Here is a 15,921-nt window from a genome sequence, read left to right as displayed (position 1 = left end):
CTGCGTGTCCTGCTCACCCCTGTTGGGGGTTCACACGTATCCCCTTCGGGGATCGGACCCGCGTTAGCGCTTTAGCGCTTACGCGGGTCGAGACACACCTGTTATAGGATCAAGCCTTACGGGCAATTAGTATCAGTTAGCTTAACGCATTACTGCGCTTCCACACCTGACCTATCAACGTCCTGGTCTTGAACGACCCTTCAAGGGGCTCGAAGCCCCGGGGATATCTCATCTCAAGGCGAGTTTCCCGCTTAGATGCTTTCAGCGGTTATCTCTTCCGAACATAGCTACCCGGCGATGCCACTGGCGTGACAACCGGTACACCAGAGGTTCGTCCACTCCGGTCCTCTCGTACTAGGAGCAGCCCCCTTCAAATATCCAGCGCCCACGGCAGATAGGGACCAAACTGTCTCACGACGTTTTAAACCCAGCTCACGTACCTCTTTAAATGGCGAACAGCCATACCCTTGGGACCGGCTACAGCCCCAGGATGAGATGAGCCGACATCGAGGTGCCAAACACCGCCGTCGATATGAACTCTTGGGCGGTATCAGCCTGTTATCCCCAGAGTACCTTTTATCCGTTGAGCGATGGCCCTTCCATACAGAACCACCGGATCACTATGACCTGCTTTCGCACCTGCTCGACTTGTCGGTCTCGCAGTTAAGCACGCTTATGCCATTGCACTATCAGCACGATTTCCGACCGTACCTAGCGTACCTTCGTACTCCTCCGTTACACTTTGGGAGGAGACCGCCCCAGTCAAACTGCCCACCATGCACTGTCCCCGACCCGGATCACGGGCCAAGGTTAGAACCTCAAACAAACCAGGGTGGTATTTCAAGGACGGCTCCACGCAAACTGGCGTTCACGCTTCATAGCCTCCCACCTATCCTACACAGATCGGTTCAAAGTCCAATGCAAAGCTACAGTAAAGGTTCATGGGGTCTTTCCGTCTAGCCGCGGGGAGATTGCATCATCACAAACACTTCAACTTCGCTGAGTCTCGGGAGGAGACAGTGTGGCCATCGTTACGCCATTCGTGCAGGTCGGAACTTACCCGACAAGGAATTTCGCTACCTTAGGACCGTTATAGTTACGGCCGCCGTTTACCGGGACTTCAATCAAGAGCTTGCACCCCATCATTTAATCTTCCGGCACCGGGCAGGCGTCACACCCTATACGTCCACTTTCGTGTTTGCAGAGTGCTGTGTTTTTATTAAACAGTCGCAGCCACCAGTTTATTGCAACCCCTTCACCCTCACCCCGCAGGGGGCTCAAGCTACAGGGGCGTACCTTATCCCGAAGTTACGGTACCAATTTGCCGAGTTCCTTCTCCCGAGTTCTCTCAAGCGCCTTAGAATACTCATCTCGCCCACCTGTGTCGGTTTGCGGTACGGTCAATGTGAAACTGAAGCTTAGAGGCTTTTCCTGGAACCCCTTCCGATTGCTTCGCCCCTAGAGAGCTCGCGCCACGCCCTTGAATTCCGTGCCCGGATTTGCCAGAGCACCTTCTCCAACGCAGCGACCGGGACTTCCAACACCCGGACAACCTTCCGCGATCCGTCCCCCCATCGCATTTCACACTGGTGCAGGAATATTGACCTGCTTCCCATCAGCTACGCATTTCTGCCTCGCCTTAGGGGCCGACTCACCCTACGCCGATGAACGTTGCGTAGGAAACCTTGGGCTTACGGCGAGGGGGCCTTTCACCCCCTTTATCGCTACTCATGTCAGCATTCGCACTTCCGATACCTCCAGCACGCTTTTCAACGCACCTTCGCAGGCTTACGGAACGCTCTCCTACCATGCGTGCAAGCACGCATCCGCAGCTTCGGTATATGACTTAGCCCCGTTACATCTTCCGCGCAGGACGACTCGATCAGTGAGCTATTACGCTTTCTTTAAAGGGTGGCTGCTTCTAAGCCAACCTCCTGACTGTTTTAGCCTTCCCACTTCGTTTCCCACTTAGTCATATTTGGGGACCTTAGCTGGCGGTCTGGGTTGTTTCCCTCTTGACACCGGACGTTAGCACCCGATGTCTGTCTCCCGTGATTGCACTCTTCGGTATTCGGAGTTTGCTATGGCGAAGTAATCCGCAATGGACCCTTCAACCATGACAGTGCTCTACCCCCGAAGGTGATACACGAGGCACTACCTAAATAGTTTTCGGAGAGAACCAGCTATTTCCAGGTTTGTTTAGCCTTTCACCCCTATCCACAGCTCATCCCCTAACTTTTCAACGTTAGTGGGTTCGGACCTCCAGTACGTGTTACCGCACCTTCATCCTGGCCATGGATAGATCACCTGGTTTCGGGTCTACACCCAGCGACTGAATCGCCCTGTTCGGACTCGCTTTCGCTACGCCTGCCCTAATCGGTTAAGCTCGCCACTGAATGTAAGTCGCTGACCCATTATACAAAAGGTACGCCGTCACCCCTTGCGAGGCTCCGACTGTTTGTATGCATGCGGTTTCAGGATCTGTTTCACTCCCCTCCCGGGGTTCTTTTCGCCTTTCCCTCACGGTACTGGTTCACTATCGGTCGATCACGAGTATTTAGCCTTGGAGGATGGTCCCCCCATCTTCAGACAGGATTTCACGTGTCCCGCCCTACTTGTCGTACACCTAGTTCTTCCTCGCTGTTTTCGCCTACGGGCTATCACCCACTATGGCCGCACTTTCCAGAGCGTTTGGCTAACAACGAAGATAAAGAGTACAGGCTGGTCCCATTTCGCTCGCCACTACTTTGGGAATCTCGGTTGATTTCTGTTCCTGCGGTTACTTAGATGTTTCAGTTCACCGCGTTCGCTTCGCATGGCCTATGTATTCAGCCATGGATGACCCATACGGGCCGGGTTTCCCCATTCGGATATCGGTGGATCAAAGCTCGTTTGCCAGCTCCCCACCGCTTTTCGCAGGCTACCGCGTCCTTCATCGCCTGTGATCGCCAAGGCATCCACCACATGCACTTGTTCGCTTGACCCTATAACGGGTGTGTCTCGCAGTAATTGCTCACTGGATAACAACCGCTACAGGTTGAGTATTCGCGTTGTGCCGTATTCCAGGTTCGTCTTTCGATGAACTCAAAAAATACATTGATACAATCACAACCCTGATTCACCTACTCACGCGCCCATCTCTAAGCACGCTTTCGTGAATCTCTTTACTACTTCTTCCTGATTGTTAAAGAACGACAGCCGATATAAAGCGCTATGCCTTACATCATTCGCTGACTGGCTCAATCGCCAATGCATAGCACTCGGTTCACACTGAACGCTAGGCATTGGGAATTGGTGGAGGATGACGGGATCGAACCGACGACCCCCTGCTTGCAAAGCAGGTGCTCTCCCAGCTGAGCTAATCCCCCAGTCACACAGTACACAGGGGGGTTTGCGAACAGCCACCGCAGACAAGACGCTGGTGGGTCTGGATGGATTCGAACCATCGACCCCCGCCTTATCAAGACGGTGCTCTAACCGACTGAGCTACAGACCCCTGAGCCTGTCTTCAATTAACAGCCGACAAGTGTGAGCGCTCAACTTCTAAGCGCGAAGCTCTGGAAAGGAGGTGATCCAGCCGCACCTTCCGATACGGCTACCTTGTTACGACTTCACCCCAGTCATGAATCCTACCGTGGTGACCGTCCTCCTTGCGGTTAGACTAGCCACTTCTGGTAAAACCCACTCCCATGGTGTGACGGGCGGTGTGTACAAGACCCGGGAACGTATTCACCGCGGCATGCTGATCCGCGATTACTAGCGATTCCAGCTTCACGCAGTCGAGTTGCAGACTGCGATCCGGACTACGATCGGTTTTCTGGGATTGGCTCCACCTCGCGGCTTGGCAACCCTCTGTTCCGACCATTGTATGACGTGTGAAGCCCTACCCATAAGGGCCATGAGGACTTGACGTCATCCCCACCTTCCTCCGGTTTGTCACCGGCAGTCTCCCTAGAGTGCTCTTGCGTAGCAACTAGGGACAAGGGTTGCGCTCGTTGCGGGACTTAACCCAACATCTCACGACACGAGCTGACGACAGCCATGCAGCACCTGTGTTACGGCTCCCTTTCGGGCACTCCCACCTCTCAGCAGGATTCCGTACATGTCAAGGGTAGGTAAGGTTTTTCGCGTTGCATCGAATTAATCCACATCATCCACCGCTTGTGCGGGTCCCCGTCAATTCCTTTGAGTTTTAATCTTGCGACCGTACTCCCCAGGCGGTCAACTTCACGCGTTAGCTTCGTTACCAAGTCAATGAAGACCCGACAACTAGTTGACATCGTTTAGGGCGTGGACTACCAGGGTATCTAATCCTGTTTGCTCCCCACGCTTTCGTGCATGAGCGTCAGTATTGGCCCAGGGGGCTGCCTTCGCCATCGGTATTCCTCCACATCTCTACGCATTTCACTGCTACACGTGGAATTCTACCCCCTCTGCCATACTCTAGCCCGCCAGTCACCAATGCAGTTCCCAGGTTAAGCCCGGGGATTTCACATCGGTCTTAGCGAACCGCCTGCGCACGCTTTACGCCCAGTAATTCCGATTAACGCTTGCACCCTACGTATTACCGCGGCTGCTGGCACGTAGTTAGCCGGTGCTTATTCTTCCGGTACCGTCATCCCGCCTCTGTATTAGAGAAGCGGTTTTCTTTCCGGACAAAAGTGCTTTACAACCCGAAGGCCTTCTTCACACACGCGGCATTGCTGGATCAGGGTTGCCCCCATTGTCCAAAATTCCCCACTGCTGCCTCCCGTAGGAGTCTGGGCCGTGTCTCAGTCCCAGTGTGGCTGGTCGTCCTCTCAGACCAGCTACAGATCGTCGCCTTGGTAGGCCTTTACCCCACCAACTAGCTAATCTGCCATCGGCCGCCCCTTGAGCGCGAGGTCCGAAGATCCCCCGCTTTCCTCCACAGAGCGTATGCGGTATTAATCCGGCTTTCGCCGGGCTATCCCCCACTCCAGGACACGTTCCGATGTATTACTCACCCGTTCGCCACTCGCCACCAGGATTGCTCCCGTGCTGCCGTTCGACTTGCATGTGTAAGGCATGCCGCCAGCGTTCAATCTGAGCCAGGATCAAACTCTTCAGTTCAAACCTGTTACTGTTTTTCGGGCTCTTTCGAACCCGGTCGCTCACTCAAAATCACTGACGAAAGTTTCGATTTCTCGAACCTTCCTCAATTACTTCTGTGTGAGACTCGATTACTTTCGCTATCCGGCGACCCGAAGATCACCGCGCGCTCGCCATCGAGCACCCACACTTATCGGCTGTTGATTGTTAAAGAACATTCGCTAAAAAGCCGCTATTTTCTGCTGCTTTCTTGCGTCTCCGTCGTTTGGAGAGGCCGAATTATGCGGAACCCCCAGGGGGCTGTCAAGCACTTATTTCGCGCGATCTACGAAAAGTTTGCGAGGCCACTTTATTAGGCGAACGCGGTCACTCGCACTCGACTCGCTGTCGGCGTCCCATTCCTGTTCCATTTCGGTCCGCCATATCCAGCTATATTTTTCACGGGTCAAACAATCCGGACGTTCGCGCGCGACGCACTGCTCCCGACGCGGCTCGCATCGGCGCAGGTATTCGCGTGCAACGGTTCGCCGGGATCAGGGAGGACCCCGCCGCATGGCTGCATCCGTCTGCTGTTGCCGTGCGTAAAAGAGGAATGACGCGCCGGCGATGGAGAACACGCAATGGATCTGCAGACGGAAACTCATCCCGTTCCGCCGGGCAGCCGCGTTGCTGTCATCGGCTCCGGCATCGCTGGACTTGCGAGTGCGTATCTGCTGGCCCGCCGCCATCGCGTGACACTTTACGAAGCCGCCGCCTACGCCGGCGGCCACACCAATACCGTCGACGTCGAACTTGAAGGCCTCACGCATCCCGTCGATACCGGCTTTCTCGTCTTCAACGATCGCACTTATCCCAATCTGATCGCACTCTTCAACGAGCTCGATGTCGCGTCATACGAAAGCGACATGACATTCTCCGTCTCGCTCGATCACGGACGACTCGAATGGGCAGGCACCAACCTGAACACCGTTTTCGCCCAGCGACACAATCTGCTTTCGCCCAGCTTTCTCGGCATGTTGCGCGATATCGTGCGTTTCAATTCAACGGCTGAAATGCATCTCGAAGCGGCATCCGCCAACGGATACTCCGTTGGCGACCTGTTGACGGCGGGCCGCTACGGCGCTGCCTTCCGGCAAAACTACCTCTTACCGATGGGCGCCGCTATCTGGTCGTGCGCGAGCTCCGACGTGCTGCGCTTCCCCGCCGCGACCTTTCTTCGCTTCTGCCTCAACCATGCACTGTTGCAGGTGAATCGCCGCCCGCGTTGGAAAACCGTCGCAGGCGGTGCTCGTGAGTATGTCCGCCGGATCGTCGCCACACTGGACGACGTGCGCACGAACGAACGGGTCGTCGCGGTGCGCCGCGAGCGAGGCGGCGTCCACGTAGCGAGCGAATCCGGCTGCGAGTGCTTCGACGCAGCGATTCTCGCCACGCACGCGCCCGACAGTCTGCGCATGCTCGCAGACCCCGGTCCCGACGAACGCCATGTGCTCGGCGCAATCCGCTATCAGCCCAATGTCGCGTGGCTGCATACCGATCTGGCCTTGCTTCCGCGCCGCGAGCGGATATGGTCCGCGTGGAACTACCTGTCGACGCATGGCGTAGACGGCATGCGCCCGGTCTGTGTGAGCTATCTGATCAACCGCCTGCAACCGTTGCCCTTCAAAATGCCTGTGATCGTGACACTCAATCCGTCGCGACCGCCGTCGCCCGAAACGGTACTGAAGCGCTTCGACTACGATCATCCACTGCTAGATAGCGCGGCCGTGGCCGCGCAAAGCCGCCTTCCTTCGATTCAGCGCGCAAGACGCACATGGTTCGCGGGCGCGTGGACAATTTATGGTTTCCATGAAGACGGACTGAAATCGGCGCTACGCATTGCTCGCGACTTCGGCGTCGAACCGTCATGGTCCGTACGATGAACGGCCATTCTTCCGATCGCGCTGGGTGGTTGATGTCCGGGCGTGTAATGCACGAGCGGCTGCGCCCCGTGCGCCATCGCTTCGTCTATCCCGTGTTCTGCATCCGTTGCGATCTGGCGAGGCTTCATGAACTGGATGGCTGGTGGCTGGGCATCGACCGGCTGCGGCCATTGAGCCTGCGAACGCGCGACTACGGCGCTTGCGACGGAACCGATCTGCTCGCGTGGATACGCGGGCAGATCGCAGACGCGGGCATCGACCTGGACGGCGGCGCCATCTGGCTGCAGACCTGCCCGCGCGTATTCGGCTATGCGTTCAACCCCGTCAGCTTCTGGTTCTGTCATGACCGCGACGGCAATCTACGCGCATTGCTCGCTGAAGTGCGCAACACGTTCGGACAGCGTCACTCGTATCTGCTCAAAGCGGGCGACAACGGCCCCATCGACGCACGCACCCATCTCCATTGCGTAAAGAAGCTGCACGTATCGCCGTTTTGCGACGTCGAAGGACATTACATATTCCGTATCCGCGAGAGCGAGCGCGGATCTTCGGTTCTCGTCGACTATCACGACGCGCAAGGGCTCGTGATCCGCACCGCGATTTCGCTCGCGAAGCGCCCCCTCACGCGCGGGCACGCGCTGCGCGCACTCATGCGGCAACCGCTTCTCACGGTCGGCATCATCGTACGGATTCACTGGCAGGCGCTGCGCCTGTGGCTCAAGAAAGTGCCGTTCCACGGGAGCCAGCCGCCCTCGCCTCACTCACGGCCAACAACGATCGACGAGGAATCGTGACCATGACGTTTTCACGCGCCTTCTATGCCGCCGGCGGTACACCTCTGTTCGCCCGCCTGTTCCTCGCGCTGCTGGACCGTTTGTGCGTCGGCCACCTGGTCCTGACGACGCCCGGCGGCCAGCAACGCGTATACGGCGATCCCCACGCCCATCCCGGCGCGCAACTCATCCTGCACGACTGGCGGGCGTGCCGCGCGATCCTGCAGGCGGGCGACATCGGATTTGCCGAAGCGTATCGTGCGAGATGGGTCGACACGCCTGACATCGTAGCGCTGGCGCGGCTCGCCATCCGCAATGAAGCCGCGTTGCCGCGCACCGTGTCGGGCAGCGCCCCTGCGCGCCTGCTCTATGGATTGCGCCACTGGCTGCGACCCAACACGCGTCGCCGCAGCCAGCGCAACGTGCATGCGCACTACGATCTTGGCAATCCGTTTTACGCGCTCTGGCTCGACCCGACGATGACCTATTCGAGCGCGCTGTTCGAGGGCGATGCCAGCCGCTCGCTCGAAGACGCTCAGGCAGCCAAGTATCAACGCATCGTCGATGTGTTGCAGTTGCGCGCCGGCATGCGCGTACTGGAAATCGGCTGCGGCTGGGGCGGCTTCGCGCTACACGCGGCGCGTCAAGGCATACGTGTGCATGGCGTGACGATCTCCCCCGCGCAGTACGAATGGGCACGCGAGCGCGTGGCGCAAGCCGGCCTCCGCGATCTCGTGACGATCGAATTGCGCGACTATCGTGACTTACGGGGCATCTATGACGCAGCGGTGTCCGTCGAGATGTTCGAAGCCGTGGGCGAGCGTTATTGGCACACGTTCTTCACCGTCCTCGGGCGCATGTTGAAGCCGGGCGCACGCGCGCTCGTCCAGTCGATCACGATGGACGATTCGCGCTTTGCCGATTACAGGTCTTCGAGTGATTTCATCCGCGAGTACATTTTCCCGGGCGGCATGCTGCCGGGTGCCGAACGCTTTCGCGCTGCGGCGAGACGCGCGGGCATGGCATGCGTCGAGTCGCAATCGTTCGGACTCGACTATGCACGCACATTGCAGTGCTGGCACGCACGCTTCGAGGAGAACCTCGACGCTGTGCGGGCACTCGGTTTCGACGATCTGTTCATACGCACGTGGTGGCTCTATTTCGCGTATTGCGAAGCGGGCTTCGCCGAGCGGCGCACGGACGTCAGGCAATTCGTTCTCACCGCCATGTCGTGACGCGCGCGCGCGTCCGGCACACAGCGTGAATCAGCCGTCACTCGCCTTGCGGCAGAAACCCTGGCTGGCCGATCTGCTGCGGATGCTGCGGCACGCGGCGAAAGCGCGATGCGTCGAAGCCCATGGCATCGAATCGCGCGAGCAGCGAGCGATAAACGTCGTCGCTCATGTCGGGCTCGCGCGAGAAAATCCAGCCGAGACTCTTGTCGCCGAGACCGAGCAATGTGTAACGGTAATCGTCGTCGACATAGAGCGTCAGCTGCGTCACATGAACCGGCCAGAAAATGCGTACTTTCCATTCGCCGTTTCCGCTGCCCGGCACGACGCTGTCGACGAAATGGAATTTCGACGGCGACGCGTCGAATGTTCTCTTGCGCGCGGTGTACCGGTCGTCGATCTTTCCATCTTCGCGCAGCGACCAGTCCGTATAGCTGCCGACGTACTTGTTTTCCAGGAAATACGGAATGATCGCGATGACGTACCAGCGGCCCATGTAGCGTTGCAGATCGACGCTTGCGGGCTTTAGCGGAATGTCTGCGCGCGGATTGGGATTAGCCGGCGACTGCGAGCACGCCGACATCAGAATGGCCATCGCAGCGACGGCAGCCAGTGCCAGAACAACACGCGCGGCTTTCATCGCATCACCGCTTGTCGAACAGGTAGTGCGCAACGCCCCATTCGTTGCCTTGCGCATAGCCAAAGAGTTCGGCCACAGCCATGTAGAACATGCGCCAGCGCTGGAACCAGAGCCGCGCGTTATCCTCGCCGTATGTCAGGACCAGTTCTGGCATCACGCGCTCGCGTGCCTTGTCGAGATTTGCAAGCCATTGCTCCGCCGTGCGTGCGTAGTGCGCGCCGCCGATCCACCACTGCCTGTCGACCCGGAGGTCGCTCTGAAAGTGCAGCAATAAAGCTTCCGATGGCATCGTGCCACCGGTAAAGAAGTACTTCGACATCCAGTCTGTAGCGTCCCGGTTCTGAAAGTGATACGCGAGAGTTCGATGCGCGAAAATATGGACGATGAGTTTTCCGCCGGGGCGCATCCAGCGCGCAACGCGCTCCAGCAGAAGGCCATAGTTCTTCATATGCTCGAACATCTCGACCGACAGCACACGGTCGAAATACCCGGCACACAATTCATCTGCGAAATCGAACTGTGCAACATTGCCCGTCACGACGCGCAGATTCATGATGCCCGCAGACGCTGCACGCGCTTCGATGAATTCGCGCTGACTGCGCGAATTCGACAAAGCGACGATTCGGGCATTCGGATAATGCGCGGCCAACCACAATGCAAGCGCGCCCCAGCCGCAACCCAGATCGAGAATGGTCTGGCCGTCTTCGATCTTTGCCCGCTCTGCGTAGAGTGCGAGCATCGCCTGTTCCGCCTGTTCGAGCGTCTCGTCGCCGCGCGGATACAGGCAGCACGAGTACTTCAGATGTGGCCCGAGATGCGCCTCGAAGAAGGAAGGCGGCAATTCATAGTGTTGCGTGTTGGCGGCGTCGGTTTCGATCGCAATGGGACTTGCGCGCAACTCGTCGAGCAGCGCGTTGAAACGTCGCGAACGAAGCTCGCCGTCCAATGCGCCTTCTTCGATCAGACGCTGCTGCATCAGGCGGCGCATGCCAAAGCGGATAACGCGATCCGGCACCCATCCGCGCTCGCACGCATGGATGAGCCAGTCTTCCCTGGCAAAAAGCGGCTTATCCATCGAAGGTTGAGTTGCCGTAACTGTCATGGCGAGCACCGTTCGGGGTATTGGAAGCGTAGTGGGATTCACCCGCGTCGAGGCGGCCACGGTATCAATGCGCTGGTCTCGCGCATGTACTCGGCGTAACCCGGACGCGAATGGACGAGATGCGCCTCAAGCATCGGCACGCCTGAGAGCTTCATCAGCAGCCACGCCATGAGCACGGGTGGGAATAGCGTCAACCACACCCAAGGCGAGCCGATCGACAGCGCGACATAAGCAAACCAATGCAGACACTCGAAGAAATAATTCGGGTGCCGCGAATAGCGCCATAAGCCGACGCGGCACACTTTGCCCTGATTCGCAGGATCGGCGACAAAGCGTCTGAGTTGACGGTCCGCCACTGTTTCACCGCTGACCGAGGCCAGCCAGATCGCTACCGCAATCGCGATCCACGCAACGGAAGCCTGCATTGCGCGCCATGCGGGCACGGCGAACGCCAGCGACAGCACCATCGAGATCACCGTCTGAAACTCGAGAAACCAGAACATCTTTCGTCCCGCAGCCGCGCCCCATTGCTCGCGGAAACGGTGATAACGCGGATCTTCCCGTTTGCCCGCGTTACGCCGCCACAAATGCCAGCCGAGCCGCGCGCCCCAGATGCCCCCGCCCACCGCGACGAGCACACGGGCAAGCGAATCGCCGTCGCTTGCCATGCCGTAGAACACCGCAATTGCGCCCAGCGAGAACGCCCATATTGGATCGATCATCCCCGCGTTTTCGCTTTTCAGTTGCCACGCCCAGAAAGCAGCGAACAGCGCGACGAGTACCACGAACGCGATCGACGCTGCGGCAGCAGGAGACATCAAAAGCTCCTCTAACGTAAATCAGCAGTTGCGTTGTCGACAGGTTATACGCGCGATGACGGCGCGTGGATGCATCGCGGGAAGAGTGTGTGCAAACAGCGTGCCCCCGAAGGGGTCGTGTCGCGGATTTGAATCGGTTCCTCACGCCTCATGAGGGGCGACTGCATCGCAATGAGGAACCGTTAGAGGTGGGGTACCAGTGGAGCGGTTGAGAAGGAAACGTGTGCTCCGCAGCCAGCCTGACGCGGGAACGCGTCAGGCCGAAGCACGCACTCCGTGAGCAGAGATGAGCTTGCACGCATGCGCCGGCAGCCCTGCAAGCACCGGCACGCCGGGTGCAAGGCCCGGCACTTCGCGCGGCGTGGTTGCGGCAGTCAACGTGAAGCCCGCGCATTCGATCGTTGCTTCGAGCGACGCGCCGACGTCGCGAATAAACCGCACCGTGCCCCGAACGGAGTTCGTATCGTGGGCGGCCTGATCGGCGCCCAGTTGAAGATGCACGTCTTCCGGCCGGATCAGAAGACGAATATCGCCGGACGCAACCGACATCGGCGCCGTGTTTGCAACGACGATCTGCTGCCCACCCGGCAGACGCACTTTCCCGCTCTCGTCATTTGTTACGGGCAGGATATTGCCAAGGCCAATGAAGTCGGCCACGAATTCGCTGACAGGGTCGCGGTAAATATCGAGTGGCTTGCCAACCTGCGCGATACGCCCTTTCTCCATCACGACGATGAGGTCGGCCATGGTCATCGCTTCGCGCTGATCGTGTGTGACCATGATCGTCGTGATGCCCAGACGTTGTTGCAGCAGGCGAATTTCAATCTGCATCGCCTCGCGCAATTTTGCATCGAGGGCCGACAGCGGCTCGTCGAGCAACAGGAGCTTCGGTGACGTCGCAATCGCGCGGGCAATCGCCACGCGCTGCCGCTGGCCGCCGGAAAGCTGGGTAACGGCCCGCCCGGCCATATGTGGCAACTGGATCAGTTCGAGCAGTTCGGCGACCCGCCTCGCCTGCTCGCTCTTGCCCGTCTTGCGCAACTTGAGCGGATACGCAATGTTCTCCGCCACCGCCATATGCGGGAACAACGCGAGTGACTGAAACACCATGCCGAAATCACGCCGGTTCGCGCTCAAATGTGTGATATCGCGACCGGCGAACATCACCGCTCCCGACGTTGGCTGTTCGAGCCCGGCGATCATCCGCAACAGCGTGGTCTTGCCGCAGCCCGACGGTCCGAGAAAGCACACCAGCTTGCCTTCGGGAATCGCGAGATCGACGTTGTCGACCGCATGCGCGGCACCGAAGCGTTTCGTGACGGCCTGCAGCGTGAGATGAGTCATGACAGTTTCCAGTCCGTTTCGCGGCAAGGCGCGATGAATGGGATCACAGCGCGATCCCTTTGTCGCCCACCAGCTTTTCGAGCAGCCAGATCAGCGCAAAATCGATGGCGACGACGAACACCGCGAACGAAAACACGGTTGGATCGAGTGAAGACACCGTGCGGCTATACAGCCATACGGGAAGTGTCATCGTGTCGATGCCATACAGAAAGAACGTCACCGTGAATTCGTTGAACGAGATGATGAACGCGAACAGCATGCCGGCGAGAATACCCGGTCGCATCAGCGGCAACACGACATCGACGAGCGCGCGTCGCGGGCTCGCGCCCATCACGTAAGCGGCCTCTTCGAACTCCGGCCCGATCGACGCCACCGACGCCGCGCAATTCTTCACCGTGAACGGCAACGCGAGAATCACGTGGGCGATGATCAGCCGGAACACGCCGAGTTCGACGGGCAGCACGTTGAACACCAGCAGCAGCGACAGTCCCAGCATGACCAGCGGATACACGAGCGGCAGCGCGACCAGTTGCTCGACGAGCCGCTTGCCGCGAAAACGGTAGCGGCTCAACGCGTATGCGGCGGGCACGGACACGAGCGTCGCAATGAACATCGTCGACACGGCGACCAGCAGGCTGGTTCCGAGCGCCGCGCCCATCGACAGCGCATCGCTTGCGTCGGGCGAAACGAACGTGTGCCACGCCGCGCGATACCACCGCAGGCTGTACGCATGCGGCGGAAATTCAAGCGTATCGGCTGCGCTGAACGACATCGTGATCATCGTCAGGATGGGAAGCGCCGCCAGAAACAGCACGATCGCCGCCGACAGGGCCGCCACCTTGCCAAGACGGCCCGGCATCGTCGAGGATGGCCTCAGCGCGCCCAAGGGCCGGCGAGGCAACACACCTTGCGTACTCATCAGGCAGAACCCTCCAGACGCCGCATGCGGCGCAGCAGCCATTGAGACAGCGCCATCAGCGAAAGCGTGGCGACCATCAGCACAACGCCCGACGCCGACGCCGCAGGCCAGTTCAACAGCGGCGAGACCTGGTCGTGAACCAGCACCGCGAGCATCGGGACGCGTCGTCCGCCGAGCAACAGCGGCACCGCGAACGCACTCGCGTTATACGCAAAGACGAGCAGCGCGCCGGATACGATGCCAGGCATCGCGAGCGGCAACACGACGTCGCGCATGGTTTGCCAGCGGCTCGCGCCGAGCGTCGCCGCGGCCTCTTCATACGAAACGGAAATCGCGCGCATCGCGCTCGATATCGGCAGCACGGCCAGCGGAAACGCCGTCTGGATCAGACCGAGCAACACGCCATGTTCGCGATAGAGCCACATGACGGGACGCGACGCGAGCCCGCTGCCGAGCAACGCGTGGTTGAGCAACCCGGCGGGACCGAGGATCACGAGCCACCCGTAGCCCTGCAACAGCAGATTCACGAGCAGCGGCAGCAGCACGCCCGCGAGCAGCAGGCGCCGCACGAGGCGCGACTCGGTGCGCGCCATCGCAAGCGCAACGGGGATCGCAAGCAGCACCGCGCACACCATGCTTTGAAAAGCGAGCCGCAACGTCAGCCACAGCGACTTGACGAAGTAGCTGTCGGCGAGTTCGACATAGTTATGCAGCGTGTACGCGCGCCATTCGTTCCCTGAGACGCCGAAACTCATTCGCACCACGACCAGCGCGGCCGCGGCGAGTACGGCGAGAAACACGAGAATTGGCGCAAGGAGCAGCCACGGCCTCGCGCGCGCGGACGCGCTGCCGGCACCGCTCGCGGCGTGCCTGTCGGGCACGCCTGTCGACCCAGCCGGCGCGACGTCAGCGCGCCCGCGCCGCGAAAAGAGCGCGGGCATTCCGTTCATGCCGAGAAGATCTCCGTGTAGCGCTTGATCCACGCGGGCTGCACGGCCGCGAGGGCCTTGTCGTCATGCAGCACCGCTTTTTCGGCGATCTGCTTCGGACTCGGTACATAGGCGCGGCTTTCGGCGGGAATCATGGCCTTCGAGTTGACCGGGCCATTCAGGACGTCGGCGGCCATGCGGCCCTGCACGCCTGCATCGAGCGAATGGTTGATGAAAGCGTGGATCAGGTCGGCATCGCCCGGGTGCGACTTCGGAATGACGGTGAACATCAGTTGCGTCGCGAAGCCTTCCTTCATCCCGTAGGTCACGCCCATCTTGTACTCAGGCTTGCGTATCTGATCGGGGAAAAACGCGGGTGAATAAATGCCGCCGATGTCGAGCGAACCGGTGCGAAACAGATCCGCAACCTGATTCGGGTTTTCACCGAGCGTCATCACATGATCTTTCAGTTGCGCAAGCTTCTTGAAACCCGGCTCGATGTTCTGCTGCGAACCGCCTGCGAGCTTCGCAGCGATGATCGCGAGATCAACCGCCTCGGCCCACTCCGGCGGCGGCAGGAAAATACGTCCCGCGTACTTCGGGTCCCACAGCGCTTCGTACGAGTCGGGCGGCGTCTTGACCGTCGACGTGTTGTAAATCAGGCCGTCCGACCAGAGCAGATAGCCGACGCCGAAGCCGTTCGCGCCCGTGCGGTATTGCGGCGCGACGTCTTTCAGGTTCGGCAGTTTGTCCAGATCCGGCTTGACGAGCAGGCCCGCATCGCCGAGCCCGGACGCGCCGACGCCTGCCAGCGTGATCACGTCATAGGTGGGACGGTCGCCCGCCGCCTTGACCTTGGCGACCATGCCGGACGTTCCGTCAGCGCGGTCGGCGATCACTTTCGCCCCCGTCTTCGCGGTGAAGGTCGCGGCGATGTTGCGCAGCGCGGCCGTGCCGGTATCGTCGGACCAGGTAAGCAGACGCAGGGTCTTTCCGGAGAAATTCTGTTGCTGCTGGGCGCGCACGTTGATGAACGGCATCGGCAACGTCGACGCCGCGAGTGCCGCGCCGATCGTCTTGATTGCCTGCCTTCTGCCCCGTTTGATGTCTTGCATGACGGTCTCCTGATGAACGATCGATGTCCACTGCCTGTCTCACGTGACACAGCGACA

10 protein-coding genes, 2 tRNA genes and 2 rRNA genes are annotated in these 15,921 nt (G+C 59.6%); 3 read left to right on the top strand and 11 right to left on the bottom strand.

The features are described 5' to 3' along the window. Positions 1-105: 105 nt before the first annotated feature. The 4 genes from H1204_RS19140 to H1204_RS19125 all read right to left on the bottom strand — a co-directional run bounded on the left by H1204_RS19140 (position 106) and on the right by H1204_RS19125 (position 5,091). A 23S ribosomal RNA gene (locus H1204_RS19140) occupies positions 106-2,984 on the bottom strand. 308 nt (positions 2,985-3,292) lie between these two features. Continuing rightward, positions 3,293-3,368 (bottom strand) — tRNA-Ala (locus tag H1204_RS19135). A gap of 51 nt (positions 3,369-3,419) precedes the next feature. Further along, positions 3,420-3,496 (bottom strand) — tRNA-Ile (locus H1204_RS19130). 65 nt (positions 3,497-3,561) lie between these two features. Further along, positions 3,562-5,091 (bottom strand): 16S ribosomal RNA (locus H1204_RS19125). The 16S and 23S rRNA genes sit together here with 2 tRNA genes alongside, the layout of an rRNA operon. 599 nt (positions 5,092-5,690) lie before the next feature. Here H1204_RS19125 and H1204_RS19120 point away from each other — a divergent pair. Genes H1204_RS19120 through H1204_RS19110 form a run of 3 tightly spaced genes read left to right on the top strand, consistent with a single transcriptional unit; the run spans position 5,691 to position 9,000 of the window. After that, the gene (locus tag H1204_RS19120; protein ID WP_180732271.1) at positions 5,691-6,992 is read left to right on the top strand and encodes an FAD-dependent oxidoreductase; all 1,302 of its coding nucleotides are present in this window, start codon (positions 5,691-5,693) and stop codon (positions 6,990-6,992) included. Further along, entirely contained in the window at positions 6,989-7,786 is a 798-nt protein-coding gene (locus H1204_RS19115) for a DUF1365 domain-containing protein (protein WP_180732270.1), read from the top strand. The genes H1204_RS19120 and H1204_RS19115 overlap by 4 nt, the downstream gene beginning before the upstream one ends. A gap of 2 nt (positions 7,787-7,788) precedes the next feature. Continuing rightward, a complete protein-coding gene (locus H1204_RS19110) occupies positions 7,789-9,000 on the top strand; it encodes a cyclopropane-fatty-acyl-phospholipid synthase family protein (RefSeq protein ID WP_180732269.1) in 1,212 nt (403 codons plus the stop codon). Between the two features lie 37 nt (positions 9,001-9,037). Here the strand turns inward: H1204_RS19110 and H1204_RS19105 are convergent, their stop codons facing one another. The 7 genes from H1204_RS19105 to H1204_RS19075 form a co-directional block, all read right to left on the bottom strand. Further along, a complete protein-coding gene (locus H1204_RS19105) occupies positions 9,038-9,637 on the bottom strand; it encodes a lipocalin family protein (protein ID WP_180732268.1) in 600 nt (199 codons plus the stop codon). Between the two features lie 4 nt (positions 9,638-9,641). Next, positions 9,642-10,712: a cyclopropane-fatty-acyl-phospholipid synthase family protein gene (locus H1204_RS19100; RefSeq protein ID WP_243468724.1), complete on the bottom strand. Its 1,071-nt coding sequence runs from the start codon at positions 10,710-10,712 to the stop codon at positions 9,642-9,644. Between the two features lie 65 nt (positions 10,713-10,777). Next, the gene (locus tag H1204_RS19095; protein WP_180732266.1) at positions 10,778-11,557 is read right to left on the bottom strand and encodes a DUF1295 domain-containing protein; all 780 of its coding nucleotides are present in this window, start codon (positions 11,555-11,557) and stop codon (positions 10,778-10,780) included. A 255-nt stretch (positions 11,558-11,812) separates the two neighbouring features. Next, a complete protein-coding gene (locus H1204_RS19090; protein WP_180732265.1) occupies positions 11,813-12,901 on the bottom strand; it encodes an ABC transporter ATP-binding protein in 1,089 nt (362 codons plus the stop codon). Positions 12,902-12,944: 43 nt separating this feature from the next. Then, positions 12,945-13,820, bottom strand: a complete 876-nt coding sequence (locus H1204_RS19085) for an ABC transporter permease (RefSeq protein ID WP_180732264.1) — start codon at positions 13,818-13,820, stop codon at positions 12,945-12,947. After that, positions 13,820-14,770 carry an ABC transporter permease gene (locus H1204_RS19080; protein ID WP_180732263.1) on the bottom strand — a complete coding sequence of 317 codons (951 nt, stop codon included), beginning with the start codon at positions 14,768-14,770 and terminating at the stop codon, positions 13,820-13,822. Before H1204_RS19080 ends, H1204_RS19085 begins: the two co-directional genes overlap by 1 nt. Next, positions 14,767-15,864: an extracellular solute-binding protein gene (locus tag H1204_RS19075; RefSeq protein WP_180732262.1), complete on the bottom strand. Its 1,098-nt coding sequence runs from the start codon at positions 15,862-15,864 to the stop codon at positions 14,767-14,769. The genes H1204_RS19080 and H1204_RS19075 overlap by 4 nt, the downstream gene beginning before the upstream one ends. Positions 15,865-15,921 lie beyond the last annotated feature (57 nt).

Source organism: Paraburkholderia sp. PGU19 (assembly GCF_013426915.1).
Lineage (GTDB): Bacteria > Pseudomonadota > Gammaproteobacteria > Burkholderiales > Burkholderiaceae > Paraburkholderia.
This window is presented reverse-complemented; position numbering and strand designations above follow the sequence as displayed.

Coding starts and splice junctions, on each gene's coding strand:
- H1204_RS19090 (WP_180732265.1), bottom strand. CDS start 12,901: ATGACTCATCTCACGCTGCAGGCCGTCACGAAACGCTTCGGTGCCGCG.
- H1204_RS19105 (WP_180732268.1), bottom strand. CDS start 9,637: ATGAAAGCCGCGCGTGTTGTTCTGGCACTGGCTGCCGTCGCTGCGATG.
- H1204_RS19075 (WP_180732262.1), bottom strand. CDS start 15,864: ATGCAAGACATCAAACGGGGCAGAAGGCAGGCAATCAAGACGATCGGC.
- H1204_RS19095 (WP_180732266.1), bottom strand. CDS start 11,557: ATGTCTCCTGCTGCCGCAGCGTCGATCGCGTTCGTGGTACTCGTCGCG.
- H1204_RS19120 (WP_180732271.1), top strand. CDS start 5,691: ATGGATCTGCAGACGGAAACTCATCCCGTTCCGCCGGGCAGCCGCGTT.
- H1204_RS19080 (WP_180732263.1), bottom strand. CDS start 14,770: ATGAACGGAATGCCCGCGCTCTTTTCGCGGCGCGGGCGCGCTGACGTC.
- H1204_RS19085 (WP_180732264.1), bottom strand. CDS start 13,820: ATGAGTACGCAAGGTGTGTTGCCTCGCCGGCCCTTGGGCGCGCTGAGG.
- H1204_RS19110 (WP_180732269.1), top strand. CDS start 7,789: ATGACGTTTTCACGCGCCTTCTATGCCGCCGGCGGTACACCTCTGTTC.
- H1204_RS19100 (WP_243468724.1), bottom strand. CDS start 10,712: ATGGATAAGCCGCTTTTTGCCAGGGAAGACTGGCTCATCCATGCGTGC.
- H1204_RS19115 (WP_180732270.1), top strand. CDS start 6,989: ATGAACGGCCATTCTTCCGATCGCGCTGGGTGGTTGATGTCCGGGCGT.